General features: G+C 59.5%; 26 protein-coding genes. 13 read left to right on the top strand and 13 right to left on the bottom strand.

Annotation, left to right across the window (positions count from 1 at the left end; translation table 11 throughout):
• Window positions 1–27 precede the first annotated feature (27 nt).
• Window positions 28–1113: a glycosyltransferase gene (locus FHX76_RS00585; protein WP_167146537.1), complete on the bottom strand. Its 1086-nt coding sequence runs from the start codon at window positions 1111–1113 to the stop codon at window positions 28–30.
• Window positions 1114–1220: 107 nt separating this feature from the next.
• On the opposite strand from FHX76_RS00585, the gene FHX76_RS00590 reads away from it, so the two are divergent.
• Window positions 1221–2462, top strand: coding sequence for a CDP-glycerol glycerophosphotransferase family protein (locus FHX76_RS00590; protein WP_167146539.1), 1242 nt, complete (start codon window positions 1221–1223; stop codon window positions 2460–2462).
• 109 nt (window positions 2463–2571) lie between these two features.
• Here the strand turns inward: FHX76_RS00590 and FHX76_RS00595 are convergent, their stop codons facing one another.
• The 3 genes from FHX76_RS00595 to FHX76_RS00605 all read right to left on the bottom strand — a co-directional run bounded on the left by FHX76_RS00595 (window position 2572) and on the right by FHX76_RS00605 (window position 5008).
• Window positions 2572–3345, bottom strand: coding sequence for an ABC transporter ATP-binding protein (locus FHX76_RS00595; protein ID WP_167146542.1), 774 nt, complete (start codon window positions 3343–3345; stop codon window positions 2572–2574).
• A 3-nt stretch (window positions 3346–3348) separates the two neighbouring features.
• A complete protein-coding gene (locus FHX76_RS00600; protein WP_386762038.1) occupies window positions 3349–4149 on the bottom strand; it encodes an ABC transporter permease in 801 nt (266 codons plus the stop codon).
• Window positions 4150–4312: 163 nt separating this feature from the next.
• Entirely contained in the window at window positions 4313–5008 is a 696-nt protein-coding gene (locus tag FHX76_RS00605; protein ID WP_167146545.1) for an NTP transferase domain-containing protein, read from the bottom strand.
• A 216-nt stretch (window positions 5009–5224) separates the two neighbouring features.
• Here FHX76_RS00605 and FHX76_RS16620 point away from each other — a divergent pair, with 216 nt between their 5' ends.
• Genes FHX76_RS16620 through FHX76_RS00620 form a run of 3 tightly spaced genes read left to right on the top strand, consistent with a single transcriptional unit; the run spans window position 5225 to window position 8884 of the window.
• Window positions 5225–6994 carry an ABC transporter ATP-binding protein gene (locus FHX76_RS16620; protein ID WP_341777817.1) on the top strand — a complete coding sequence of 590 codons (1770 nt, stop codon included), beginning with the start codon at window positions 5225–5227 and terminating at the stop codon, window positions 6992–6994.
• Window positions 6970–8544: a hypothetical protein gene (locus FHX76_RS00615; protein WP_167146548.1), complete on the top strand. Its 1575-nt coding sequence runs from the start codon at window positions 6970–6972 to the stop codon at window positions 8542–8544. The genes FHX76_RS16620 and FHX76_RS00615 overlap by 25 nt, the downstream gene beginning before the upstream one ends.
• A gap of 52 nt (window positions 8545–8596) precedes the next feature.
• Window positions 8597–8884 carry a DUF3039 domain-containing protein gene (locus FHX76_RS00620; RefSeq protein ID WP_167146551.1) on the top strand — a complete coding sequence of 96 codons (288 nt, stop codon included), beginning with the start codon at window positions 8597–8599 and terminating at the stop codon, window positions 8882–8884.
• Window positions 8885–8958: 74 nt separating this feature from the next.
• Here the strand turns inward: FHX76_RS00620 and FHX76_RS00625 are convergent, their stop codons facing one another.
• The 5 genes from FHX76_RS00625 to xseA form a co-directional block, all read right to left on the bottom strand.
• A complete protein-coding gene (locus FHX76_RS00625; protein ID WP_167146554.1) occupies window positions 8959–10359 on the bottom strand; it encodes an aspartate ammonia-lyase in 1401 nt (466 codons plus the stop codon).
• Between the two features lie 100 nt (window positions 10360–10459).
• Window positions 10460–11080: a carbonic anhydrase gene (locus FHX76_RS00630; protein ID WP_167150176.1), complete on the bottom strand. Its 621-nt coding sequence runs from the start codon at window positions 11078–11080 to the stop codon at window positions 10460–10462.
• Between the two features lie 76 nt (window positions 11081–11156).
• A complete protein-coding gene (locus tag FHX76_RS00635) occupies window positions 11157–11834 on the bottom strand; it encodes a DUF4245 domain-containing protein (protein ID WP_167146557.1) in 678 nt (225 codons plus the stop codon).
• The gene (locus FHX76_RS00640; RefSeq protein ID WP_167146560.1) at window positions 11831–12061 is read right to left on the bottom strand and encodes an exodeoxyribonuclease VII small subunit; all 231 of its coding nucleotides are present in this window, start codon (window positions 12059–12061) and stop codon (window positions 11831–11833) included. Before FHX76_RS00640 ends, FHX76_RS00635 begins: the two co-directional genes overlap by 4 nt.
• A gap of 110 nt (window positions 12062–12171) precedes the next feature.
• Window positions 12172–13395 (bottom strand): exodeoxyribonuclease VII large subunit, encoded by a 1224-nt coding sequence (xseA, locus tag FHX76_RS00645; protein WP_167150178.1) that lies wholly within the window; start codon window positions 13393–13395, stop codon window positions 12172–12174.
• A 107-nt stretch (window positions 13396–13502) separates the two neighbouring features.
• Here xseA and FHX76_RS00650 point away from each other — a divergent pair, with 107 nt between their 5' ends.
• Complete coding sequence (locus FHX76_RS00650) at window positions 13503–14537, top strand: 4-hydroxy-3-methylbut-2-enyl diphosphate reductase (RefSeq protein WP_167150180.1); 1035 nt, start codon at window positions 13503–13505, stop codon at window positions 14535–14537.
• Between the two features lie 151 nt (window positions 14538–14688).
• On the opposite strand, the gene FHX76_RS00655 is transcribed toward FHX76_RS00650, so the two are convergent.
• The 3 genes from FHX76_RS00655 to fbaA are packed head-to-tail and all read right to left on the bottom strand — an operon-like array spanning window position 14689 to window position 16592.
• Complete coding sequence (locus tag FHX76_RS00655) at window positions 14689–14874, bottom strand: hypothetical protein (protein WP_167146562.1); 186 nt, start codon at window positions 14872–14874, stop codon at window positions 14689–14691.
• Window positions 14875–14876: 2 nt separating this feature from the next.
• On the bottom strand, window positions 14877–15560 hold the full coding sequence (locus FHX76_RS00660) for a DUF6264 family protein (protein ID WP_167146565.1): 684 nt from the start codon (window positions 15558–15560) through the stop codon (window positions 14877–14879).
• Window positions 15561–15566: 6 nt separating this feature from the next.
• Entirely contained in the window at window positions 15567–16592 is a 1026-nt protein-coding gene (fbaA, locus tag FHX76_RS00665) for a class II fructose-bisphosphate aldolase (RefSeq protein ID WP_167146568.1), read from the bottom strand.
• A 230-nt stretch (window positions 16593–16822) separates the two neighbouring features.
• Here fbaA and glpX point away from each other — a divergent pair, with 230 nt between their 5' ends.
• Entirely contained in the window at window positions 16823–17755 is a 933-nt protein-coding gene (gene glpX, locus FHX76_RS00670; protein ID WP_167150182.1) for a class II fructose-bisphosphatase, read from the top strand.
• Window positions 17756–17845: 90 nt separating this feature from the next.
• Here the strand turns inward: glpX and FHX76_RS00675 are convergent, their stop codons facing one another.
• Window positions 17846–19207: a DNA recombination protein RmuC gene (locus FHX76_RS00675; protein WP_167146571.1), complete on the bottom strand. Its 1362-nt coding sequence runs from the start codon at window positions 19205–19207 to the stop codon at window positions 17846–17848.
• 417 nt (window positions 19208–19624) lie between these two features.
• Between FHX76_RS00675 and FHX76_RS00680 the strand changes: the two genes are divergently transcribed.
• From FHX76_RS00680 to FHX76_RS00710, 7 genes are all read left to right on the top strand, one after another.
• Window positions 19625–20917 (top strand): ABC transporter substrate-binding protein, encoded by a 1293-nt coding sequence (locus FHX76_RS00680; protein WP_341777818.1) that lies wholly within the window; start codon window positions 19625–19627, stop codon window positions 20915–20917.
• Window positions 20918–21062: 145 nt separating this feature from the next.
• A complete protein-coding gene (locus FHX76_RS00685) occupies window positions 21063–21986 on the top strand; it encodes an ABC transporter permease subunit (protein ID WP_167146578.1) in 924 nt (307 codons plus the stop codon).
• Window positions 21983–22864, top strand: a complete 882-nt coding sequence (locus tag FHX76_RS00690; RefSeq protein ID WP_167146581.1) for a carbohydrate ABC transporter permease — start codon at window positions 21983–21985, stop codon at window positions 22862–22864. Before FHX76_RS00685 ends, FHX76_RS00690 begins: the two co-directional genes overlap by 4 nt.
• A 7-nt stretch (window positions 22865–22871) precedes the next feature.
• Window positions 22872–23396 carry a gluconokinase gene (locus FHX76_RS00695; protein WP_167146584.1) on the top strand — a complete coding sequence of 175 codons (525 nt, stop codon included), beginning with the start codon at window positions 22872–22874 and terminating at the stop codon, window positions 23394–23396.
• On the top strand, window positions 23393–24538 hold the full coding sequence (dgoD, locus tag FHX76_RS00700; protein WP_167146587.1) for a galactonate dehydratase: 1146 nt from the start codon (window positions 23393–23395) through the stop codon (window positions 24536–24538). The genes FHX76_RS00695 and dgoD overlap by 4 nt, the downstream gene beginning before the upstream one ends.
• A 37-nt stretch (window positions 24539–24575) precedes the next feature.
• Entirely contained in the window at window positions 24576–25202 is a 627-nt protein-coding gene (locus tag FHX76_RS00705) for a bifunctional 4-hydroxy-2-oxoglutarate aldolase/2-dehydro-3-deoxy-phosphogluconate aldolase (RefSeq protein WP_167146590.1), read from the top strand.
• Window positions 25199–26158, top strand: a complete 960-nt coding sequence (locus FHX76_RS00710; protein ID WP_167146593.1) for a sugar kinase — start codon at window positions 25199–25201, stop codon at window positions 26156–26158. The genes FHX76_RS00705 and FHX76_RS00710 overlap by 4 nt, the downstream gene beginning before the upstream one ends.
• Window positions 26159–26178 lie beyond the last annotated feature (20 nt).

A 26178-nucleotide genomic window follows, 5' to 3' on the forward strand; every position in this document is an offset into this window, starting at 1 on the left:
CGATCCAACCTAACGCCAGTCGTCAGGCTACGCGCCGGGCTTGCCAAGCCGTGAACGGTCGGTCGTTTTGTGGCCGCCACGCACGAGGCCAACGAGGAATCCAAAGCCCCAGCTCAGATGCATCGTCGCAAACACGACGAGGCTGTAGAACCGGTCAGTGATCGAGAGTGGGCCTGGCATCCTGAGCGAGACGATGACGAGTGCCAGCAGGTAGAGCAACGGACCAAGATAAAGGATGCTCGCAATTTGCGATGCGAGACCGCTCACAACGCCCGTTACCTGGAGTATTCCGAGCAGTACGCTCGCAAAACAGACAAGTACCAGGAGCGGTGGCACAAAAAAGCGCCATGGGTTGCGCCCGGCGTACCGGCGCACAAGTTCTGCTCGCCAGGTTCCGGTGGCGGCAAACTGACGCGCAAGGTTGCGCCAGGTGTCTCGCGGCCAGTAGGTGACGCTCAGCGACGGGTTGAACCACACGGTATGGCCGGCATTCCGGATGCGGAGGTTCAGTTCCCAATCTTCGCCCCGTCGGATGGTTTCATCGTAGAGTCCAGCTTCAAACAGTACTTCCCGGCGAAAAATGCCGAGGTACGCCGATTCGGCCGGTCCCTCGTCGCCGCTGCCGTGGTAGGCACCGCCACCAAGGCCAAAGGGGCTGTTGTATGCGCGGGCGATTGCGCGTTGAAACGGCGTTTTGCCTTGTGCGTGCATGATGCCGCCGACGTTGGCAACATCGTGCTCAAGCAGGGTCTTCACACCGTCGCGTGTGTAGTTTTCGCTGAGTTCAGAGTGCGCATCTACCCTGACCACGATTGGATACTGGCTGCGCTGAATCGCGAGGTTGAGCCCGACCGGAATATCAACGCGCGGATTCTCAACAAGGATGATGCGCGGGTCTGAGGCTGCGAGTTCAGCAAGAATATGGTTGGTGCGGTCAGTTGACGGGCCGAGGGCGAGGATGAGTTCCTTTGGGCCTGGGTAGTCTTGGGCAAGGATCGCCGCGACCGATGCGGCGATATAGGCTTCTTCGTTGAGCACGGGCACAACGTAGCTGACTCCCGGATACTGGGAATCTACAGGGGTTCCCGATTCGGGTGATTCGTTGTACTGCACTAGTCGATCTTGTCATGAACCACGCCATGAGTGTGGGAGCATCACGATTTGCTACCGAATTCCCACTTTGGTCACAAGGTGTTCAGCTACTCGGTACGGTGGTAAGAGTGAACGTGGTAAAAGATGCAAAGCGAGCCGTTCGGCTTGTAAAAAAGGTACTAAAACGTCGGCGCGACCGGGCAGAGACCCTCGCGCTGGTTGCGGCTCGCGGCCCGCTCGCCCCAAAGCGCTTTGTGATCGCCGTGTACTTCGCCGACGACCGCGTCAATATGTATCAGATGCGTCAGTGGTACAAGCCGCTCGAGGTCCTCAATGAGACCTGGCCGGTTCTGCTGATCGCTCGAAGCGCCGGCGGCGCTCGTGCCCTGATGCAGGAAACCGACCTCGATGTTGCGTTCGCGCCAAAAATCACCGACATCGAGCAGGTCGTCAACACGCAGGATCTGCACACCGTCCTGTATGTGAACCAGAACACACGCAACTTCCAGATGATGCGATACGGCCGCATGTGGCACGTATTTATCAATCACGGTGAGAGCGACAAAATGTACATGACCACCAACCAGTTCAAGGCGTATGACTACAGCCTGATCGCTGGGGATGCCGCGCGAGCACGGCTCGAAAAGGCGCTGTGGGATTACGACTTCGACAAACGCGCCATTCCAATCGGACGCCCCCAGGTTGACCACTACGCGGGTATCGCGCCGTACCCGGAAGACGGCAGGGTCACCGTGTTCTACGCACCAACGTGGGAGGGCGACCGAGCAACCGCCGCATACGGCTCCATCGCGAGTCACGGCGTTGAGCTGGCGAAGCAGCTGCTTGCGAGCGATCGCCATCGTCTGATCTACCGCCCGCACCCGCGGAGCGGCGTCGTGAACGAGGCCTACGGCCAGGCCAACGCGCAAATCATCCAGCTCATCGAAGACGCAAACAAGGCTCATCCAGAAGCGCAGCACGTGTTTGACAACTCCCCAGAGATCGGCTGGCAGATCGGGCAGACCGACGTTGCCATCTCGGATATTTCCGCAATGGTTTACGACCGGCTTGCCGTTGGCAAGCCACTTTTTGTGACCAGGCCGGTGAGTGATGAGGCGGAGGTTGACGCTGGCGGATACCTGTCGGAGGCCGAATGGTTGCTCGCGGATGACGCGCCACAGATCATCCGCCGAATCGACACGCTGCTCGCTGATTCGCTCGCGGAGGAACGACTCAGGTTCTGGTCGCACCGTCACTTCGGCGACACAACGCCTGGCGCCCCAACTGCACGATTCCATGCCGCCGTTGAGCACCTCATGGGCGAGTGGCAGCGCTGGAACGAGCACGCAAACGACATGAGCGCCCGCTAGCGCAACACGCTCCACAGGCGGAGTACGCAGCTGGGCACTCGATGCTACTCGGCTGCTATTTGATGCTCCCGGTTACACAACGAAACGGTGACGCGCTCACGCGCCAGGCTTATGCGTTGTCGGCGTTGTACTGCTTGATGATGTCGCGAATCGGGCCGTCAGCCACAAGCTTGCCCTTGTTGAGGTAGAGGCCGCGCGTGCAGAACGCCGTGAGGTCCCGCTCGTTATGCGAGACGAGGAAGAGCGTCTTACCCTCAGCGAGGAGCTCGCGGATCTTCGTGTGACATTTCTCGCGGAATGCCTTGTCGCCAACGGCAAGCACCTCGTCAACAAGCAGAATTGGCTCATCGAGACGCGACACAACGGCAAAGGCGATGCGCACCTTCATGCCGCTGGAGAGATGCTTGTATGGTGTGTCGATGACGTCTTCGAGTTCGGCGAACTCAATGATTGAGTCAAAGAGACCATCAATCTGCTTGCCGCTGAGGCCGTGCAGCCCAGCCGTCAGATACACGTTGTCCCGTACCGTCAGGTCTCCAACAAAGCCGCCCGTGATCTCGATGAGTGGCGCAACGCCGGCATCCACTCGCACGCTTCCCTCATCGGGAAGGAGCACGCCGGCAACAAGCTTAAGGAGGGTCGACTTGCCGTTGCCGTTGCGACCAACAACCCCGATTGCTTCTCCCGGATGCACACGAAAACTCACGTTACGCAGCGCCCAAAACTCACCGGGGCGGGTGCGGCGGCTACGCCCGGCAAAGAGGTCTTTGAAACTACGGCGGCCCCGTCGGTTGCGTTTGAAATGAATGCCAAGATCCTCGGCTACGATTACGGGGGCATCAGCGGAAATCTCGTTTCCTGAGGCTGAACGAAGATCAGTCATGCGTTACAACTCCTTCAACGCGCTGCCAATGGTTCGGCGGAAGACGAGCGAGCCGATCACAAGGAGCAACGCGGTCATGGCAACGGAGCCGGCCACGAGCATCCAGTTCAGCTGATCGGGGAAGAACCCGGCCCGGTACAACGAAAAAATACCGCTCAGGGGGTTAAGGGCTGCCCACGGCTGCAGGGCTTCCGGGAGGTCCGCGGTGCTGTAGATGATGGGGGATGCGTAAAACATGAACTTGAGGACCAGCTTGGCTGCCCGCTCAAGGTCGCGGAAAAAGACCACAAGGGGCGCGAGAATGAGTCCGAGCGCCACGCAGAGCGCCGTCTGCAGGATGATAGCAAGCGGGAAAAGCAGCAGGTTAATGTTCACCTGCGCGCCAGTTGCAACGGCGAAGACCGCGAGCACTGGGATGCTCAGCAAGAACTCGACGCCCTTCGACGCCACGATGCGATTGACCCAGATCGATCGGGGGAGTGCGACCGAACGAACGAGCTTCACATCCTTGAGGAAGGCCCGAGTGCTATCCGATACCGAACCGTTGAACCACACCCACGGCAACAGCGCCGTGAGCAAAAATACAATATATGGCTCTTCGCCAACTGACCGCTCAAAGACTTGGGTGAATACAAACCAGTAGATGAGCGACATGACGAGCGGGTCAAGGATCGACCAGAGGTAACCGAGCGCCGATGTTGAGTAGCGAACCTTGAGGTCGCGGCGCGTCAAGAGTGACAGCGGCCGCCAATAGGCGAGCCAACGTGACCGTGTGCCCCGTGCAACCGTGCTCTGCGCTGTCACAGGGTGCCTCGTCGAGGCATTGTCACCGCTGAGCAGCTCAGCTTCATGAATTGTTTCATCACTAGAGAATCCTAGACGGTCAGGCTGTGCGACGGGAGAACGCAAAAGGGCGATGCCTGCCACGAAGGATAGGCACCGCCCTTTTGGTGAAGAACGTGTCTGATTAGACGAAGAGGTTTGCGCGCTCGAGGTCTTCTGCGAAGTCAACCTCAACCGCGTAGAGGTCTGAGATATCCATTGGCTCCATGAGTACGCCGTTGTTGGCGATAGAAAGCTCAAGGCCACCCTCGAAGTAGTCGTCTTTGTGCACGACGCCAAGGTTGTGGATGAATGCTGCCTTGTCGCGTGACGAGATGTAGTTGATGCCAACTGCCTCGCCGAGAGCGCCCTTACGAACCGTCTTCGACAGCTCTTTAATGAAGCCCTCTGCGTCAACCGTGTACTTGACCTCTTCGTCGGAAACCGATGAGGTGTTGACCGTGACCATCGACTGGTCGCGAGCGATGATGGATGCGGCGCGCTTGAGAACGATCGGGTCGAAGACGACGTCGCCGTTCATCCAGAGAACGCCACCCTTGCTTGATGCCTTGAGGCCGCGCAGCAGACTCTTTGAGGTGTTGGTCTGGTCGTACTGTTCGTTGTAGACGAAGTTGAACTCAGGGAAGCGGTCAACGATGTATTCGGATTTGAACCCGACAACAGCCGTGATCGATACGTCGCGGCCAAAAGCCTCATAGATGTTGTCTCGCTGCTGCTGCATGATGGAGCGGCCGTCGTTGAGCTCGGTAAGAGGCTTGGGCAGGGCGCGGCCGAGGCGGCTACCTTTTCCTGCTGCAAGAATAATGACCTGAAGGCTCACGTTTCACTCCAATTAAGTACCATGTACGCCGCCTCAGAATAGGGCGACAAAATGACGAACAAATGCAAACACGCCTTCGTGCTCTCAAGAAGCCTATCGAAACAGTTGTTGAACGAACAGTGAAAACTGAACTTTGTAGCCATTTTGTGATAAAGGTGGCCTGTGAATCTGCGTCATATGGTCCATAGGGGCTGGCCGGTTTGATAGATTTGCTGAGTGACCTATGACTCCGCTATCCCGCCGTCTGACGACGCTTCAACGCCACAGAGCGATGACGCGTTCGAATCGAGCGAGCAGGGCCTTGCCAGTCGGCAAGACGCAGAATCATTTGAATTCACCGAGACCGATGGCGGCAGCGCTCGTCGTACTCGCTACCCCCGAAAACGCCCTGCACGACGCCGCGATGTGCTGCAGGACCAAGCCGAAAACACTGAGGCGATCATCGCAGATTCACACACCGAAGATACTTCGCTCGACGAACTTGAAGCCCTGTTTGGGGGAGACGACGAGCAAAACGTCGACGCGGATGAAGGCTCTAACGACCTGTCTGACCCGTCAGATTCCGTGTCAGTTGTCGAGGCAACCGACGTTAGGGCCGAGCTGAGTGACGACACAGTCATAATGCAGGCCGTTCGAGTTGAAGAGTCAGTGGAGACTCCGCACGAAAGTGCTGCCCCTGCCGCGCCTCAGGATCAGGCAGATGTTGCCCATTCCCTTCCGTCTATTGACCTTCCCGTCTACGACCGCACGGCTGAGCACCAGCCGATTCCAGAGGACGAAGCAGTCGCGCCGCGTGCCGAGGTCCCGTATTTTGACGCGCCAGCGAGAACCGTTGTTCCCGATGAAGATGTCGCGGCGGCCGTGCGTGCTGCCGCTGCGGACAACGAGCCCGAACGCATCGACGACGAAGAAGCGTTCGATAACTACGTCGACTCGTTGTTCCCGTCGAACCAGAGCAGCCCTGAAGCGAACGATGCTTACGGCGCAGTGCACGACGCGACAGGGCAGCAGCCCGAGTATCACTCACCGTTTATTGAGCCCGTTGAGCAATCTGTGCCCGTGGTCTTTGCCGAGCCTGCGGTTATCGACGATGTTGTCGCCGAGGATATCGCCGTTGAACAGCCCGTTGCAGCGGCATCGCCACGAGGCCGCCTCGACGTCGAGCGAGAAGACCCAAACACGAGCGTTCAGCGCGCACGAGACCGCATTCCCGTAATCCAGACAAATCCAGTTGTCCTCTCAACTCAGGGACTCTCGAAGCGATTTGGCGCGACCATTGCGGTGAACGACATTAACCTTCAGGTTCGAGCAGGGTCCTTTTACGGCTTTGTCGGTCCAAACGGCGCCGGTAAGACGACGACCCTGTCAATGGTCACTGGCCTCTTGAAGCCAACGGCCGGTTCGGTGGTCATCCAGGGAGCCGACATGTGGTCGAGCTCGGCAGATGCTAAGCGGCTCGTTGGTGCTCTGCCAGACCGCCTCCGGCTGTTTGATCGCCTGACCGGCGCGCAACTGTTGTTCTACTCCGGAGTCTTGCACGGACTCGACGAGGCCACCGTGAATCAGCGGGCCACCGAGCTTTCCGCTGCACTCGGCCTCGAAAATGCCCTTGGCCGTCTGGTGTCCGACTACTCGGCCGGTATGCAGAAGAAGATTGCTCTTGCGACCGCAATGATTCATTCGCCGCGCATCCTTGTGCTTGACGAGCCATTCGAATCAATTGATCCGGTTTCTGCTGCGACGGTGACCGACATCCTCGAAAAGTTCGTGGCCGGCGGCGGAAGCGTACTGATTTCAAGCCACAGCATCGATCTCATCCAGCGAGTGTGTGACCACGTCGCCGTGATCGTGCAGGGCAACGTTGTTGCAGCAGGAACCGTTGACGAAGTTCGCGATGGCATCACTCTCGAAGAACGATTTACCGAACTCACCGGCGCCACCGACACAACCGAAGGCTTGGAATGGTTGCACGGATTCTCCGGCTAAGGCTGCGGATGCTGGCGAACTCGTTTCGCCCTCGTCGTCCCGGCTTTCGCCCATTTTTGGCATGGACACTTGTTGGAGCAATCCTCGCGGCCGCCGTCGTCTGGGCCTGCTCTGAGTTTGCGACAACGATTCATTCGTCGTATCCACAACTGATTACCATCGTCAGCGCGGTTGTGCTGCTTGCAAGTCTGATCGTTCCGCTGTTTTTGCGACAGTCGGCGCTAGACCCTCGCCAATTTGTTATGTTTCCCATGTCTCGTGGGTCTGTTTCGACGGGGATGAGCCTTGCCGCGTTTCTCACGGTTCCTTCTCTCCTCTTGCTTGTCGCGCTTATCGGCTCGCTCTCGCTCTGGAAAAACTCCGAGGGTGTTATCAGTATCGCCGTGGCCGGGATTGCGCTTGCATGGATCGCGGCCGGCGTCTCTGCGCGGCTGACCCGGAGCCTGTCTGACTTCCTCTTTTCGTCGCCACGAGTGCGGGACGCCCGCAACATCATCGCGGTCATCTTGCTCATTGCGCTCCTTCCGATCGGGTTTTGGCTTGTCACGATTGATTGGTCTGGCGAGGGCAAAGGCTTCCTCGACTCTGTCGCCGATATCGCCGCGCTCACTCCGTTTGGTGCGCCGCTCAGCGCTCCGGCCGATATGATCGCCGGCGACGAATCCCTCGCCTACGCCAAACTTGGGCTGACGCTTGGCTATATCGTTGTGATCGCCCTGTTGTGGCGCCTGCTTGTTGGCTCCATGATGACGCGTATTGCGCGCCCGGCCCGTGCCGAGATGGTTCGTTCCGGCCTTGGCTGGTTCGACCGGATGCCGTCGACGGTCACCGGTTCCATTGGAGCTAGAAGCCTGACCTATTGGTTCAGAGATCCGCGATACCGCGTTCCGCTTGCGATCTTGCCGTTTGTACCCTTCGCGATGATCGTGCCGCTACTTGTTGCAGGAGTTCCTGCCAGCATCGTGATCCTGCTGCCGTTGCCCATCCTTTGCCTGCTCCTGTCGTGGTCGGTTCACAACGATATCTCGCTCGACAGCACGGCGATCTGGCTGCACGTGTCGAGCGCGACGCGCGGCATTGACGACCGGCGTGGCCGCCTTGCGCCCGTGCTTGTGCTTGGCATCCCGCTCGTGGCTGTTGGCAGCATCATCACCGTTCTGTTCTACGGTGACCTGTTTGCGCTTGGTTCGATCATTGGCGTGAGCGTGAGCCTGCTCATGGTCGGAAGCGGCATTTCTAGCCTGGTTTCTGTGCTCTTTCCGTATGCGGCTACGCGGCCGGGAGACAGCCCTTTTGTTCAGCCACAGTCTGTTGGATCATGGGCAGTGTTTTCTCAGATTTCCAGTCTTGTCGCGATTCTGCTGCTTGTTGCACCAACCGCATCCCTTGCGATTGTTGCGATTAACGGGGACCCAATATTTCACGCTTACTCGCTGATTTGTGGGCTTGTCATCGGGGGCATCGTGCTCGCGATTGGACTGTTTGGCGGCGGCGCTATTTTCGACCGCCGATCCACTCAGCTGCTCGCGTTCGCCCAGCAGGCCGACTAAGCCGCAGAAACTTGCCAGCGTGGGTCTTGCGCGCTGGCGGTACACTGTTTTTATGAGTGAACTTTCTGCCAAGAACCCCAGCGAGCCGCTGACCGGCGGTTCAACATCCGTGCTCGACCGCGAGCTTGAAGAACTGCTCAATCAGCACAGCAACGACGATGGTGACCACGAACGTTTTTCTCACTACGTGAAGAAGAACAAGATCATGGAATCCGCGCTGAGCGGCAAGCCGGTGCGCGCGTTGTGTGGCAAGAAATGGATTCCAGGTCGCGACCCGGAGAAGTTTCCTGTGTGCCCCGACTGCAAGAAGGTGTACGAGCGTATGAAGCCAGGCGAGTAGCCCGCTTCGTACACATCGAAAAAGCCCCTCACACCGTTGTTGGTGTGAGGGGCTTTCTCTATCTGTTTGGAGTGTTACAGGCCAGGGCCAGTCATCTTCATGACGTCGAGGGCCGAGTCGAGCTGCTCCTCGGTAACTTCGCCACGCTCGACGTAGCCGAGGGCAACAACTGCCTCGCGAACCGTAATTTTTTGCGCAACGGAGTACTTCGCAATCTTTGCGGCTGCTTCGTATCCGATGACGCGGTTGAGCGGCGTCACGATCGACGGTGACGACTCGGCAAGCGCGCGAGCGTGCTCAAGGTTTGCCTCAAGACCGTCAATGGTCTTGTCTGCAAGCACAACGCTCGAGTTTGCCAGCAGTCGAATCGACTCAAGCAGTGCAGTGCCCATTACAGGAATCGCAACGTTGAGCTCAAAGAGGCCTGAGGCTCCGCCCCATGCGATGGTTGCGTCGTTTCCGATGACGCGGGCGCAGACCATGAGAACTGCCTCTGGAACAACCGGGTTGACCTTCCCCGGCATGATTGACGAGCCGGGCTGCAGATCTGGGATGTGCAGCTCGCCGAGGCCAGTGTTTGGGCCTGATCCCATCCAGCGGAGGTCGTTGTTGATCTTCGTGAGGCTCACGGCAATCACGCGGAGGGCCCCGGAGGCTTCAACGAGCGCGTCGCGGTTGGCCTGCGCCTCAAAGTGGTTACGGGTCTCGGTAATTGGCAGGCCGCTTTCCGCAGCGAGTTTCGCAATGACCTTCTGGGGGAATCCAGCAGGGGTGTTGATGCCTGTTCCAACTGCCGTGCCGCCGAGTGGTACCTCAGCGACGCGGGGGAGTGCTGACTGGATGCGCTCGATGCCGAGGCGGATCTGGGCAGCGTAGCCACCAAACTCTTGTCCGAGCGTAACCGGTGTTGCGTCCATGAGGTGCGTGCGGCCTGCCTTGACCGCGTCCTTCCAGAGGACTGCCTTCTTCTCAAGGGCAACGGCGAGGTGCTCAAGTGACGGGATGAGATCGTTGATCAGCGCGCCAGTGACAGCAACGTGAACCGAGGTTGGGAACACATCGTTGGAGGACTGCGAGGCGTTGACGTGATCGTTGGGGTGAACCGGCGAGCCGAGGGCCGTCGTCGCGAGGTTGGAAAGGACCTCGTTCATGTTCATGTTGGACGAGGTGCCTGAGCCGGTCTGGTAGACATCGATGGGGAATTCCGCGTCGAAGTCGCCCGTGATGATCTGGTCTGCTGCGCCGGCAATTGCGCCAGCAATGTCATCGGAGATGACCCCAAGTTCGGCGTTCGCGAGGGCAGCGGCCTTCTTGATGCGCGCGAGGGCAGCGATCTGAGCGGATTCGAGGCGAGCGCCCGAGATCGGGAAGTTCTCAACGGCACGCTGGGTCTGGGCGCTGTAGAGCGCGTTTTTGGGAACTCGTACCTCGCCCATTGTGTCGTGTTCAATGCGGAATTCTGTGTCGTTAGCCACGCTGAGACGTCCTTACTTCTGTTGTTGGGGGTGAATATCGGTGTGGTGTAGGTCTGTGTTACTTGCGGCCGTGCATCCGGAGTTGCTGCGGCCGCACGCGCTAGGCGTCGGTATCGATTTGGCCGATCGCAACGCTGGCGTCGGCTCGGCCTTCGACGAGGCGGTAGTTCGCCCCGACGATGCCGAGGGTTCCGTTGGCTACGGCCTCGCTAATGAGCTCGGACTCGCGGAGAAGCTCTGCGACGCAGCCACGGAGGTGGAAACGGCCAACGTCGAACGTATCGATGTGTTCTGGATCGACATAGGGAGTCGCAGGGTTATCCCTGAGCCACACCGCCTGAACCGCAGGAATGATGGGGCGGATTTGTCCGGCAATCTTGGGGGGAAGCGGTGTTGGGTCTTTCTGCTGCGATTCGACGGCCGCAGCGACGGCCCCGCACTCGTCGTGGGCGAGGACCACGATGAGGGAAACGTTGAGCATCGCGACCGCATACTCGAGCGATCCGATGACCGTGTCTGAAACGACGTGGCCAGCATTACGCACCACAAAGAGGTCGCCAAGGCCCTTATCAAATATGATTTCGGCGGCAAGGCGAGAGTCTGAACAACCGAAGAGCGCAGCAGTTGGATTCTGCGCGTGGTGTGTTGCGGTTCTCCGTTCGACGTCTTGGCGGGGGTGCAGCGGCGTGCCCTCGACGAAGCGGTCGTTACCGCGTTTCATCTCGCGCCACACTTCGGCGGGAGTGTGCCAGTCAGAGGAGCTTTGGTCAGAGAGAACTGCGGAATCGTTTGTCACGTTAGCCTTCGGTGCTGTCGGTGGGGGATTCAGATGATTGTTCGGACGAAAGAATTTGTTCGGCGACGGTCGTTGCGAGCACCGTGAGTTCTGACGGGTCGGCCGTTCCGTAAACGAGGTAGTCGTTACCATTGCGCTCGGTGGCGAGGGCGTAGGCAACGTTGCCGATGTCTTCGTGGCTCTCGCGGTTATCGTAGACGGTCCACTGGATGCCGCCGATGGTCTCTGTGCCACTCGCGAGCGTCTTCTCGAGCTCGTTGGCCACCCAGCTTGGGTTGGAATCTAGGCCCTGGCTCAACGCCGCAAACTGCTCGTTAGGGGTGACCCAGCCGATGTACCAGGAGGTGACGTTGTCTGTTTTTGAATGGCGCAGCTCTGCCGCATTAGCCTTCCACCCGTCGGGCAGCTCAGGGACAACAAGTGGCTGCGTGACGCTGGGCTGGGCCTCAGCCGCAACGGATACAAAATCAACGCTGCGGTCGACCGTGTAGTCGCCGCGCGGAACAGCGAGCACAATCACAACAACAACACCGAGTGTTGCTATGAGCGAGAGCACCAGGTTATTGATCGTTTTACGAGACTTATACAGTCGAGAGTTTTCAGCCTTGCGGGCCGCGGTTTCGGCCGGCGTTTCTGGGCGGCCGAGTTCGGCTACAACGCGTGGAGGTTTGGTGCTCATTCGGCGCCAGCAGCTCCTTCAACGTTGCCGTTGCGGGCGGCTTCGAGCCTCTTTTTGGCCCCAAGAAGCCATTCTTCGCAGCGGGCGGCCAACGCTTCGCCGCGTTCCCAGAGAGACAATGAGTCTTCGAGGGTAGCGGTGCCTTGCTCAAGCTGTGTAACTACCGTAATGAGCTGATCACGGGCCTCTTCGTAGCTGAGCTGTGAAACGTCGTCGACTGATGCCATGGCTGCAAGTCTACCCAATTTTGGTGGGGGAGTTCCCGTGAGGGACTGTCCTGTGGGTCATGTGCTTGTTGCCGCCCTTGTGGAACGGTTTTCGGTCGGTTTGCCAGTGCCTAGGCCGTGATGTGTGGTCCGTTGGATGTTGCTTCAATGCTGTCGACGGGAAGGGTCACGAGGAGGGTCGCGCCGGCAGGGGCATCCGCAGCCTCTCGAATAATGTGACCTTGAGCACCCTGGACGATTGCGTAGCCACGATCAAGCGTGGCACGCGGAGAGAGCGCCCGCAGCTGAGAACGAAGCTCAGCCGTCGCGCCCTCTGCCCGCTCGATGCCGCGGGACGCGAGTTCAGACCCCCTCGCGACGTAGCGGGTGATCTCTTCCGCCCTCGATGAGACGATCCAGTCACCATCCACAAGGACGGGTCGAGATCGAACCTGCTCAAGTCGCGAAATCTCGTTCGTGAGAAACGCCGTGACCCTGTTGCTGAGCTGGGCACGGGCTTGCGCGACACGAGCCAGCTCCTCTGCAACATCCGGCACAACGCGCTTTGCCGCGTCCGTCGGCGTTGAGGCACGAAGATCGGCGACCTCATCAAGCAGCGGCCGGTCGGCTTCGTGGCCGATCGCGCTCACAACGGGCGTGGATGCGGCAGCCGCCGCGCGGACGACCCGCTCGTCGCTGAATCCAAGCAGGTTTTGGAAATCGCCTCCACCCCTCGCAATGATGATGACATCAACCTCAGGGTCAGCATCAAGCGTCTGTATGGCAGCGGTCACCTCGCCGGGTACTCGATCACCTTGCACCGCAGCATGGACAACTCGGAAGCGGACATCGGGCCAGCGAAGCTGGGCATTACGAAGGACATCCTTTTCTGCGTCGGAGTCTTTACCCGTGATGAGCCCGATGCAATTCGGGAGAAACGGCAGGCGTTGCTTCCGGGAGAGTTCAAACAGCCCCTCGCTTGCCAGCTGTTTGCGAAGGCGTTCAAGCCGCTCGAGCAGGTCGCCAAGACCAACCTGTTTCATATCGAAGACCTGCATGGTGAGCGAGCCGCCCTTGACCCAAAAATTGGGCTTCACGAGCGCAACAACGTGGTCGCCCTGGCGGAACCCCTCAGCCGGAAGCTTTCCCTTGACCGACGACCAGATCGTGAAGCTGACGGTCGCGTCCTGCTCAAGGTCTTTGAGTTTTCCGTAGACGTTTCCAGCGGAAACGCTCCACTGCGTGACCTCGCCCTCAACCCAAATCGTGCCAAGGCGATCGATGTAGTCGCGGATCTTTCCCGACATGACCGAAACCGGCCACGGATGCTCGGCAGACGGCTTCGAATCGGTCATCGTGGTCACACTCCCATGTCTTGTTCAGTGGACTCGCATAGACTTGAAGAATGTCCATAGCTCAGCCCGACCAGCGCACCATCGGTGCTCCCGTCGTCAGTCTAGCGATGCCCCGCATTCGGGGACCGCGTAACCGTCTCAAGAATAATCCGGTCGTTGGTGAGAAAAAAGTTTTGCTCGCAGCACCCCGTGGGTACTGCGCCGGGGTAGACCGCGCCGTTGTCGCGGTTGAAAAGGCGCTCGACCGCTACGGCGCACCCGTCTACGTGCGCAAGCAGATTGTGCACAACATCCACGTGGTGAACACGCTCGAGCGCATGGGCGCCATCTTTGTGGAAGAAGTCGACGAGGTGCCAGAAGGCTCGCACGTTGTGTTCTCGGCGCATGGCGTCTCGCCAGCCGTTGTACAGGGCGCGGAAGACCGCAACCTGCAGGCAATCGATGCGACCTGCCCGCTCGTCACAAAGGTGCACCGCGAGGCCGTTCGTTTTGCCAAGCAAGACATGGAAATCCTGCTCATCGGTCACGAAGGCCACGAAGAGGTCGAAGGCACTGCCGGCGAAGCTCCGAACCACGTCACTGTGGTCAACTCGCCTGAGGACGTCGAATTTCTTGAGGTCAAAGATCCGTCAAAGCTTGTGTGGCTGTCGCAGACGACCCTGAGCGTCGACGAGACGATGGAGACGGTTCGCCGTCTTCGCGCCAAATTCCCCGAACTCCAAGATCCGCCAAGTGACGACATCTGCTACGCAACGCAGAACCGCCAGGTGGCTATCAAGAAGGTTGCCGTGGATGCCGATCTGGTGATCGTCGTTGGCTCGGCAAACTCGTCTAACTCGGTTCGCCTCGTAGAGGTTGCCCTCGAGTACGGTGCAAAGGCCGCCTACCGGGTTGACTACTCACACGAGGTCAAGCAGGAGTGGCTCGACGGCGTCAACACCGTTGGTGTCACAAGCGGAGCCTCCGTGCCGGAGGTGCTCGTGCAAGAGCTGCTTGATGACCTCGCCGACGCCGGATACGGTCATGTTGAGGCAGTGGTGACGGCGGAAGAAGATCTTGTTTTCTCCCTGCCAAAAGAGCTGCGTAAAGACGCAGAGGGAAACCGTGATGAGCGGGCCCTTGGCGGCCGCAACAGGGCCTAACGCTCAACTAGTTGGCGTGGTCTGAGGCCAATCGTGACCGGTTATGGTCATTGCTCGGCTTCCAGACCACGCTGGATGTATGGGGTCGTTGTCTGGCAACGGCGATTCTCTGCCCGCTGCCGCGGGAACGACCATGCCACAAATTGGTGCCTTAGAGCAGCGAAGCGATAACGCCAACAGAGCCGATAGACAGCGCTACCAGGCCGATAATGACGAGCAGGGCTATGCCCCTCGCCCCCGCAAGCTTGCCAAGGAATCCCGAGCGACCGCGACCGATTTCGTCGTCGTCGGCACCGTCAAACGGCTGATGCTGGTTGTCTGCTTCGTTATTATTCATGCTCACGAGAGGTGGTCCATAACGGTTGGGTCGTTGATCAGGGCGACGGTTGACACGATGAGTGCAAGCAGGAAGCCAAGGGCTCCACCAATGAGTGGGATGTAGAACGCGCGGCGGCGTTTGCGCAGCATCATGATGGTCACAACAACCGTGAGGGTCCAGAGAATAAACTGGCTGATCCTGCCAAACAGAATGGCTCCGGAGAGCGCGTCAGCATCCGTGAACTCACCGAGACCGTACTGATCATAAATCGTTTGGAAGATGAGTGGCATGGAATCGGTTGTACCGACCATGCTGCGGACACCCCAAATGGAAATGACCAGCAAGAAAATAGTGACCAAGAAATCCACACGATTGCGGGGGCGAAGGGATACGCCCGCCTTGTCACTCGCTGCATCGTGACCCGTGGATGCCGGTGCTGCCGCTGGCGGCGGCGTGGTTTTTGCTGGCACAGCGGAATCCTGAGGAACCACTGTTGGGGTGGACTGCGGAGTGCCGTCAAGGCCCGCCGATGATTTCTCGCCGAACGGTGTCTCGGCATCCACCTCACCGTTATGCCCTGCAGGGGCATCGGTGGGTGGTTGCCAAGACCAGCCGGGGGGAGCGTACTCCCCAAACTGTGGGCGTGGTCGCCCTGCTGGAGGCTGTTGCGCCCCTGACTGTGAACCGTTCGACGAGTCAGTCATTCGTGATTACTTAATTGCCTTACCTGCAGAGCCAAGCTGCTGCGTTGCTTCGACGATGCGGGCGGCCATAGCCGACTCGGCCGACTTGCCCCATGCGCGTGGGTCGTAGACCTTCTTGTTGCCAACTTCGCCGTCAATCTTGAGAACGCCGTCGTAGTTCTTGAACATCCAGCCGGCAATATCGCGGGTGAACGCATACTGTGTGTCGGTGTCAATGTTCATCTTGATGACGCCGTTGGCGACGGCTTCGGCGATTTCTGCATCGGTTGAGCCTGAACCGCCGTGGAAGACGAGGTCGAGCGGCTTTGGTCCGTGGCCGTATTTTGCGACGAGGCCATCCTGAATTTCCTTCAGGAGTTCTGGGCGAAGCTTCACATTGCCTGGCTTGTAGACGCCGTGAACGTTACCGAACGTGAGTGCTGCCATGTAGCGGCCCTCGTCGCCGAGGCCAAGGGCCTCTACCGTTGCGATTGCGTCGTCGAGCGTCGTGTAGAGGTTGTCATTGATGTCGTGGCTGACGCCGTCTTCTTCTCCGCCAACAACGCCAATCTCAACCTCGAGTACCGAGTTGATTGCCTTCATGCGGGGAAGCAGCTCGCGGGCGATCTGCAAGTTCTCGGCAAGTGGAACTGCCGAGCCATCCCACATGTGCGACTGGAAGATAGGCTCGCCACCGGCCTTCACACGGGCCTCGCTGGCCTCGATGAGGGGGAGGACAAAACCGTCGAGGGCATCCTTCGGGCAGTGATCGGTGTGCAGCGCAACCGTGATGGGGTAGGCCTTTGCAACCTCGTGAGCATACGCAGCAAACGCAAGGGCACCGCCGGCGCGGTTCTTGACCGTGTGGCCTGCCCAGTAATCTGCGCCACCAGTGGTGACCTGGATGATGCCGTCAGAGCCAGCCTCGGTGAGACCCTGCAGAACCGCGTTGAGCGTTTGTGAGCTCGAAACGTTGACTGCTGGGAATGCAAAACCGGATGCTTTGGCGGTGTCGAGCATCTGCGCGTATTGATCAGGCGTGGCGATAGGCATACCGGGTCTCCTTTAGAGGGCGTGGTGTTCGGGCTCGCATTTGGCCCTTCGAATGCTGCCAGTCTACTGAAGTTTTTGCCGTATCACTGGGAGAACTAGACTGGGAGTGATCGTGATGAATATTCACTGACCGTCCAACACTGTGGCCACCGGGCCACCCCGAAGGAGATTACGCCGTGGTAAGCCTTGATACTGCCTCACTGAACCTGCGCCCAGACCGCAACCTTGCTATGGAACTGGTTCGAGCGACCGAGGCGGCTGCCATCCGTGCGATGCCGTTTATCGGCCACGGCGACAAAAACGCAGCCGACGGCGCGGCCGTAGACGCGATGAGGCAGTTCCTCAGCACCGTGAACTTCAGCGGTGTTGTTGTGATCGGCGAGGGTGAGAAAGACGACGCGCCATGGCTGTACAACGGCGAGCAGGTCGGAAATGGCCGCGGCCCCGCATGCGACGTCGCGGTTGACCCTATCGATGGAACCAGCCTGACCGCTGCCGGACGCCAGAACGCACTCTCGGTTATCGCGGTTGCCGACCGAGGAAGCATGTACGACCCCTCAGCGGTGTTCTACATGGACAAGCTCGTGTGTGGACCAGACGGAGTTGGCGTTGTGGACATCCGCCAGCCGATTGGCGAGAACATTCGTGCCCTCGCCAAGGCAAAGGGCGTGAGCACTTCTGATATCCGTGTTGCAGTGCTCGACCGCCCGCGTCACGCGCAGCTCATCGAAGACATCCGCGAGGCCGGGGCCGGAACCCGTCTTATGCTTGACGGCGACGTCGCAGGCGGAGTGAACGCGGCACGCTACGAGTCGCGGATCGACCTGTGTGTTGGCATCGGCGGAACTCCAGAGGGCATTATCACGGCGTGTGCGGTGAAAGCGCTTGGCGGAGTCATCCAGGGAACGCTTGCGCCGCGCGACGACGACGAACGCCAGAAGGCAATCGATGCTGGACACGACCTGAGCGCCGTGCTTGAGGCCAACGACCTGGTACGCAGCGACAACACGTACTTTGTTGCTACTGGCGTTACCCAGGGCGAGTTTGTGGATGGTGTGCAGCGCAAGGGTCCGATCATTCGCACCGACAGCATTGTGTTGCGCTCAAAGTCTGGAACCCTCCGCCGGGTAACTGCCGACTACCAGGCATCCCGCTGGCTCTAAGCTCTCTCAGCTACTCACTGTGAATGCCCGCCCCTCTCATGGCGAGGGGCGGGCATTGACGTATGCGGATGGCCCTTCTCAGGGGAGGGCTCATATTTGAGGGGGATCGGTGGGCTCCGGGGCGGCAAGGCGCGTTGTGAGCCACTCTTCCTGTTCTGCTGAGCGGGAGGTTGCGAGTCGCTCGGGATGCGCGAGACCCGGCTCGGCCGAAAACTCGGTGGCCGTGAGATGCCGGGGTACGGTATCGACCAGACTTGGCGTGCCAATGACCTTTGATTCGTCAAGGGCATCGAGCTTTCGAGCGGTCACAAGCACTCTGGTCTCGAGCGATGACGCGAACTGGTTGTAGCTGTTGACCGTTGACTCGATCGCTTTTCGGAGTTTGTCAGAGTGCTCTGAGAGCACGCTCAGTCGTTGGTAGAGCTCTTTGCCAAGATCGAAGAGCCGTTTGGCGTCGTCGGTGAGCACGTCTTGTTGCCAGGTGTAGGCTACCGTCTTGAGAACTGCCCACAGATTGACGGGTGAGGCGAGCGCCACTCGCTTGCTGAACGAGTAGTCGAGGAGGGCTGGGTCTGCCTCAAGCGCGGCCGCGAGCAGCGATTCATTCGGAATAAACGCGATGACAAACTCTGGGCTGGCATCGAGGCCAGACCAATACGATTTTGCGGCGAGGGCATCGATATGGCCCCTGACCGCCTTGACATGCTGGGCCAGGAGGGCGGTTCGCCGCGCGGCTTCGTCTCCGGTTGCGGTGGCGGGGATGCTGCTTGCCTCGATATAGGCGTTATAGGGAACCTTCGCATCGACGGCGATGGATTTGCCGCCGGGCAGGCGTACGGTCATGTCTGGTCGGCCGGTTCCGGCATCCGATCTAATGGATGTTTGCACGTCAAAGTCGACCCTCTGGGTGAGCCCCGCGGCCTCGACGACATTGCGGAGCTGGGTTTCGCCCCAGACACCGCGGATGCTGTTGTTGCGAAGGGCGCTTGCCAGAGACTCGGTTGTTGCCCTGAGCTGGTCGCCGTTGATTTGAGCCTGATTCATTTGCTGGGCGAGTGCGCTGTATTGTCCTGCTCGTTCGCGCTCAAGCTGTGCCACCTTTTCGTGCATGGTGCGAAGGGTTTCGCGTACAGGGGCAAGCGTCTGTAATACGCGGCTTTCGTCGGCCATCGCGAGACGCTCGCGCTCGGTGATGTGTTGTTGGTGGTCGAGCAGTTGATGCACTTGCGCGCGGAGCTCGGCAGCCTGGGCCTCGGCAGCGACCGCGCGCTTTGAGACCTCAATGAAGTGCTCAGTTGGGACGGTGGTGAGCCCTGGCGATGCTGCGGAACCGTCTGCTGCGGTTGTGTTGCCCGAGCCTCGCCTGAGTGCAAAGCGCCATGCCGCTGCTGCTGCGACGGTGAGTGCGATGCCGACGAGCAGGCCGATGAGAAACAAGGTGAGCTGGTCCATAAACGTAGTTTGCCAGTGAGGTCTGACATTGCGGGCCGCGACGCCCGTTCGGTGTGAAGGGGGACTCGAAGTGCCTGCGTTCCGTTGCGGCGATGTTGTGTTTTGGGACGAAACGGGGCGTCCTGACGAGTGTTCGAGGGATCTGGTTCTGGCTTCGGTTTGGTCGTTCAGCGGGAAATCGGCGGGCTGACGTAACTGGCCTCGTGTGGTGACCGCTACGAGCGGGTGCTTTGCACCCCGGTTGTCGGTGGCTGGGCGCATGATGGTGCCCATAACAATTTCGCATACATGGACCTATTGAAGCGACAAGTGTTGCAAAAGGCATACTTATCAAACTATATTCGATGAATAGTCAGATGTAAGGATGCATCTGGCGGGGCCTTCGCGAGGATGCGTGGGTCCAGAAATGGAGACACAGTGAAGCACACAGCCATTTTGCGAGCTACCGGGGTATCGGCAGCAGCGTTCCTGCTTGCCGGGTCGCTGGTGTCTTGTAGCGGATCCGAGGGCGGAGATTCCGAAAGCAAGGTCCTGCGCGTAACCCTTGCAAACCACGTCTGGACTGACATCGTCAAAGACGCAATCCCCGAGTTCGAAGAAGAAACCGGATACACGGTTGAGCTCACGCAGCTCGGCGAAGACCAGCTGTCTGACCAGTACAACGTCAAGCTCAACGCGGGCACCGGTGACATCGACGTCATGATGTACCGTCCGCAGCAAGAAACAAAACTCTTTGCGCAGAACGGCTACTTCGCCGATCTGACCGACAAAGTCACCGAAAACAGCGACTGGAACTGGGACGATTTCCAGGAAGGCCCCGTCAGCCTCGTCACCGCAGACGAGCAGGTTGTTGGCGTCCCAATCATCACTGAGCGTGAAGTGCTGTACTACCGCAAAGACCTGCTGGAGGCCGCAGGACTTGAAGTGCCAAAGACCATTGACGAGCTCGAAGCCGCCGCAAAGCAGATCAGCGAGACCACAGACGTTGCGGGCTTTGTTGCTCGCACCGGTCGTGCAGCAGCGGTAACCCAGTTCTCTAGCTTCCTCGCAAGCTACGGCGGAGAGTTCATTGACGAAGACGGCAACTCCGCGGTCGGAACAGACGAAGCGAAGGAAGCCTATGCGATGTACGGCAACCTGATCCACAATTACGGCCCAGAAAACGTCAGCACTGACATGAGCTGGCCAGAAGCAATGGCGATCTTTACGCAGGGCAACGCGGCCTTCTACACCGAAGCAGACAGTCTCTACAAGAACGCAACGGAAGAGGCAAACTCCTCCGTCGCCGACAGCGTTGGCTTTGCACAGTTCCCAGCAGGACCAGCGGGGTCAAAGCCGTACAACGTCGCTGCATGGGCACTCGGGGTGAACTCCGAGTCTGGCAACCAAGACGCCGCGTGGCAGTTCATCGAGTGGGCAACCAGCAAGGAAAAAGTTCTTGAGATCCAGCAGGCTGGCGTACCTGGACCTCGCGAGTCGGTTTGGGACGACCCGGCCGGAACCGAGTCTTTCCCCGCTGACCTCGCAGAGGCAATGGCCGCGAGCTCAAAGGTTGGCGTTGGGTTTGACCGCCCGCTCGTCATCAACGTTGCGGAAGCCCGAGAAATCGTTGGAAACCCGATCGTCGTTGGCATCACCGGCGGAGACACCGACGCCGCAGCCGACGAGGCGAACGATAAGTTCCAAGCCTTCCTCGAAGACGAACAATAAGCACAATCCGTAGCTGCCCAATCGGCTACCAGGTAAGGGTGGCGGGATCGTCTCGCTGCCCTTACCCCCACATCCTTCTCGCCGCCGGCACAACGGCGGCACCCTGTACCCGTTTCATAATCTCCCGTGAAAGCGAGGTGTTTTCGTGAGCACAACTTCTCCGCGAAAAACCGTCGCGTCCTCATCCTTCTCGGTGTGGGCGAACAAACATCGAAAGTGGATCTTTGCCGGTCCATCGATGGCCTTTGTCGCCATCCTGATCGTCTTCCCGATCGGCTGGACCATCTTCCTCAGCCTCACGAACTCAAGGGGATCAGTACGAGCTCCGCTCGACTTCATCGGCCTCGAAAACTACCTCACCGTGCTGACCGACACCGAACGGTTCTGGCCAGCCGTTGGGCGCACCGTTTTCTTTACCGGAGGAGCGCTCATCGCCGAGCTTGTGCTCGGTATGGCCATCGCATTGCTGCTTTGGCGACCGTTTAAGGGCCAGGGCCTCGTTCGAGTCGCCATTCTCCTTCCCCTTGTGGCAACGCCGGTTGCCGTCGGCATGATGTGGCGCCTTATCTTCGAGCCAAACATTGGGTTCGCCAATCAGATGCTCGGATGGTTTGGGATACCGGCACAGCCCTGGCTCTCTGGCCAAAACACCGCGCTGCCAACCCTCATGTTTGTGGATATTTGGCAATGGACCCCGATGGTTGTGCTCATCCTGCTTGCCGGGCTGTCATCGCTCTCTGACGAACCTGACGAGGCCGCTCGTGTTGACGGGGCGAACAGCTGGCAGCGCTTCTGGTACGTGACGCTTCCGCTGATCCGAATGACTGTGATTACGGCCGTCCTGATTCGTGGAATTGATGCGCTCAAGACCTTCGACATCCTGTACGCCACAAAAGGCAAGGGCGGTGGGTCTTTTCACGAGGTTGAAACGCTCAATGTCTACGCGTATGGCCTGAGTTTTGACTACAACAAGTACGGCCTCTCATCCACGGTGCTCATCCTGTTCTTCATGATGATCGTGCTGTGCGTTTGGGCGCTGACCGCGCGAAAGAAGAAGGGCGATTCATGAGCTCGCTAACCGTGACCAAGAACGTGGCCGCTACAGATGCGGCCCCACAGATGCGGAAGCGCAGCAAGACCGGACGCGGCTATCGCATCTTCCGGGTGCTCGCACTCGTGTTTGTCATTGTGATGTTCATCGCTCCACTCGTTTGGATGGTGCTCGCGAGTCTCAAGACAAATGTCGACATTTACGACTCAAGCAAGACCTTCCTCTTCGACCCAACACTCGAAAACTACGGAACAGTCTTCGGCAGGGCCAACTATCTTGGCTACATCTTTAACAGCTTCTGGATCGGATTTGCCTCAACAGCGCTCTCGCTGTTGCTCGGTGTCCCGGCCGCCTACGCCATGAGTCGTTTTACGATGCATAAGTCGGCCGTTGTGGTGCTGCTTGCTCGAGTGATTCCCGGGGTAAGCCTCTTGGTGCCGTGGTACTTCGTCTTCTCGCAGCTCAAGATGGTCGGTGGGTTTGGTGTGCTCATCCTCTCCCACATGTTTGTGGCGCTTCCGCTCATCGTGTACATCATGATGTCGTTCTTTGATTCGCTTCCCATCGAGCTTGAAGAGGCTGCGCAGGTCGACGGGCTCACTCCTATTGGCGCGTTCCTCCGGATCACGCTTCCGCTGTCTACCCCCGGAATTGCGACGGCCGGCATCCTGTCATTCATCTTCTCGTGGAACAACTTTATGTTCGCGTTAGTACTGTCGGGGTCAAAGACAAAAACCTTGCCGGTCGCCATCTTCGACTTTGTGGCCTACGCGAGCATCGACTGGGGCGGGCTCATGGCGGCAGCCGTGGTCATCACCGTGCCGATCATGGTTATCTCGCTGTTCATGCAAAAATACGTGGTGTCTGGCCTCACCGCCGGTGCGACAAAGGGATAGGTGTGTGATGAATAACCAACGCTCAATCGTGGTCATGGGGGTGCAGGGGGCTGGGAAAAGCACCATTGGTAAAGCGCTCGGTAAACGGCTCGAACTTGACTACGTTGACGGCGACGACCTGCACAGCGCTGAGAACAAAGGGCTCATGGCTGCAGGAGTTGCCCTGACAGACGCAGAACGCTGGCCATGGCTCGAAACCATCGGGAAGCGGTTTGCGGAGCATCCGCTCGGCATCGTTATTGTGTGTTCTGCGCTGAAGCGAGAATACCGCGACCTCCTGCGGACCTACGAGCCCAACCTGTTTGTGGTTGACCCAGAGGGGCCAATCGAGCTCATCGAAGAGCGGATTAGCAAACGCCAACACGAATATATGCCTCCTGGGCTTTTGCGCTCGCAGTTTGAAACACTGCAACCGCTGCAGCCTGACGAACGCGGCATCATCGTTGATATAGCGCTTCCCGTTGAGCAGATTATTGATTCGATCGTTGCCGCGCTCGGTGATTCGGACCAACCGGCGGGGGAACCAGCATGATCATCTCCCGTATTGAAACATTCCGTGTTGCGCCGCGATGGCTTTTTGTCCGCATCGAGACAGACACCGGTCTTATCGGCTGGGGAGAGGCCTCATTAGAGGGGCACACCGATGCTGTTCGCGCCACAGTAACGCAGTTCGCGGAGTACCTGCTCGGTACGGATCCTCAGCGTATTGAGGACCACTGGCAGGTCTTGACCAAGGGCGGCTTTTATCGTGGTGGCCCCGTGCTGGCAAGCGCAGTATCTGGCATCGACCAGGCGCTCTGGGATTTGCTCGGCAAGGCGCTCAACGTGCCGGTCCACGTGCTGCTTGGAGGTGCGGTGCGCGACCGCATCCGCGTCTACGGATGGGTTGGTGGAGACGACCCAAGCGAAATCGAGGATGCCATCCGCGCGCAGCTTGAGGTTGGGCTCACAGCCGTCAAGATGAACGCGAGCGGCCGCATGGGCAAAAACGGCAGCGTCAGCGAAGTTGCCGGCGTTGTGGAGCGCGTTGCTGCAGCGCGTACCGTGCTCGGGCCAGATCGCGATGTGGCCGTGGATTTCCATGGACGATTCACGGCAGCAACCGTGCGAAGGGTTGCGCCACTGCTCGAAGAGCTCCACCCGTTCTTCCTTGAGGAGCCCGTGGTGCCAGAGAACTCGCACCTCATCGCAGACATCGCGCGTTCGACCTCGATCCCTGTGGCAACGGGCGAGCGGCTCTACAACCGGCAAGAATTCCTGCCGGTGCTGCAGGCAGGCATCGCCGTTGCCCAGCCGGACCTGTCGCACGCAGGCGGAATCTCGGAGGTTCGGCGCATCGCCGCGCTCGCCGAGGTCTACGACGTGCAGCTGGCCCCGCACTGCCCGCTCGGCCCGCTCGCGCTTGCTGCGTGTTTGCAAGTTGGCTTCGCGACGCCGAACTACCTGATCCAGGAGCAGAGCATAGGCATCCACTACAACAAGGGCGCCGAAGTGCTCGACTACGTGCTTGATACGTCGCCGCTGAAATTTGTTGAAGGTCATATCGAACGCCCAACCGGCCCCGGACTCGGAATCGAAATAGACGAGGCCGCAGTGCGGGCCGCCGATGCACACCATGTCGATTGGCGATCGCCCGTATGGCGGCACTCCGACGGTTCCTTTTCAGAATGGTAGACCTCGCGCCATCCGCCCCAATCGAAAGGGACAACGTATGTCTCTCATGAATGAACTTAACCAGCACCGACTCGTCGCCATTGTGCGTGGGACGGATGCCGATGCCTCGATTGCCGCTTCGCTCACGCTGCTCGAGGCCGGCCTTCGTGTGCTAGAGATAGCGATTACAACGCCCGACGCACTGCGGGTGATCGAAACGGTTGCCAAACAAGCGCCCGCAGACGCCTGGATTGGCGCGGGAACTGTTCTTGAGCCTGAACAGGTCGTGAGTGTGCGAGAAGCCGGTGCTCGGTTCATCGTGACGCCGGCCGTCACACGTTCAATCGCGTTTGCGGCCGAGCGAGGAATCCCCTCGCTGTGTGGGGCGTACACTGCGACCGAGGCGCTTGACGCCATGGACCGCGGGGCGAGCGCGGTTAAACTGTTTCCCGCGTTTGTGGGTGGGCCCAAATACCTCACGGCGCTGCGCGAGCCCCTGCCAAATATCCCATTCATTCCCGTTGGTGGGGTCGGGGCCGATCAGGTAGCCGAGTATTTCGAGCGAGGTGCTGTTGCGCTTGGCCTCGGTGGGCCGTTGCTCGGAGACGCGGCAAAGGGTGGCGACCTCGAGGCGCTCCGTGCACGGGCAACGGCGTTTATCGCCGCAGAGCAGGCCACCCGATGAGCGCGCTCGCTCCAGTCGATGTTCTTACCTTCGGCGAGGCGCTCGGCTCGTTCCGGGCTCCGGCCCGGCTCAGGATGGGCGGCGGAATCAACCTCGATGTCGCCGGGGCCGAACTCAACGTCGCCATTGGCCTCGCGCGGCTCGGGCACAGCGTGCGTTGGGCGTCAAAGGTGGGGGCCGACGAGATCGGTGAGCTCACCCTCCGAACCCTGCTGGCTGAGCGAGTGCTGGTGGATTCTGTTGTGCGGGACCCCGCGCATCCATCAGCCCTCATGCTGGTTGATAAGCCACGGGCTGACCAGGCGAGAGTGCAGTACTACCGAACAGATTCGGCGGCGTCGACTCTCGCCGAGAGCGACCTTGTGCCAGCGCTTGCTGCCAAGCCCCGCATTGTGCACGCGACTGGCATCACTGCGGCGCTCTCCAAGAGCGCTTCCTCGGCTACCACCTTTGCGCTCCGCACCGCGGTCGCTCAGGGTGCGATCGTGAGTTTTGACGTGAATCACCGATCGCAGCTGTGGAGTGCCGAGACGGCGATTTCGGTCATCGGGAAGTTCATCCCCTTTATCTCGGTGCTTGTTGCCTCGGCCGACGAGCTTCCGTTGGCGGCCGGCGGAGAGACTGACGAACAGGTTGCGGTTGAGCAGTTGATTGCAGGTGGAATCTCGGAGGTTGTGGTGAAACGTGGCGCTGACGGGGCAACTGCGTACTCGGCGGCTGGCCGCCAAGACGCTGATGCCTTTCGAGTCAGTGTTGTTGACACGATTGGGGCCGGGGATGCGTTTACCGCGGGCTACTTATCGGCAATGCTTGACGGCCTCGATATCGAGGCCCGCTTGCAGCGCGGCGTTGCCGCAGGGGCCTGTGCCGTTGGCTCAGCGAGTGACTGGCAGGCAGCCCCAGAACGAACAGAACTCGAACGCCTACTGACCGCAGCAGACGACGTCGCACGCTAACCACGAACCTGCATCTATTT

This window comes from Lysinibacter cavernae, from assembly GCF_011758565.1.
GTDB lineage: Bacteria > Actinomycetota > Actinomycetes > Actinomycetales > Microbacteriaceae > Lysinibacter > Lysinibacter cavernae.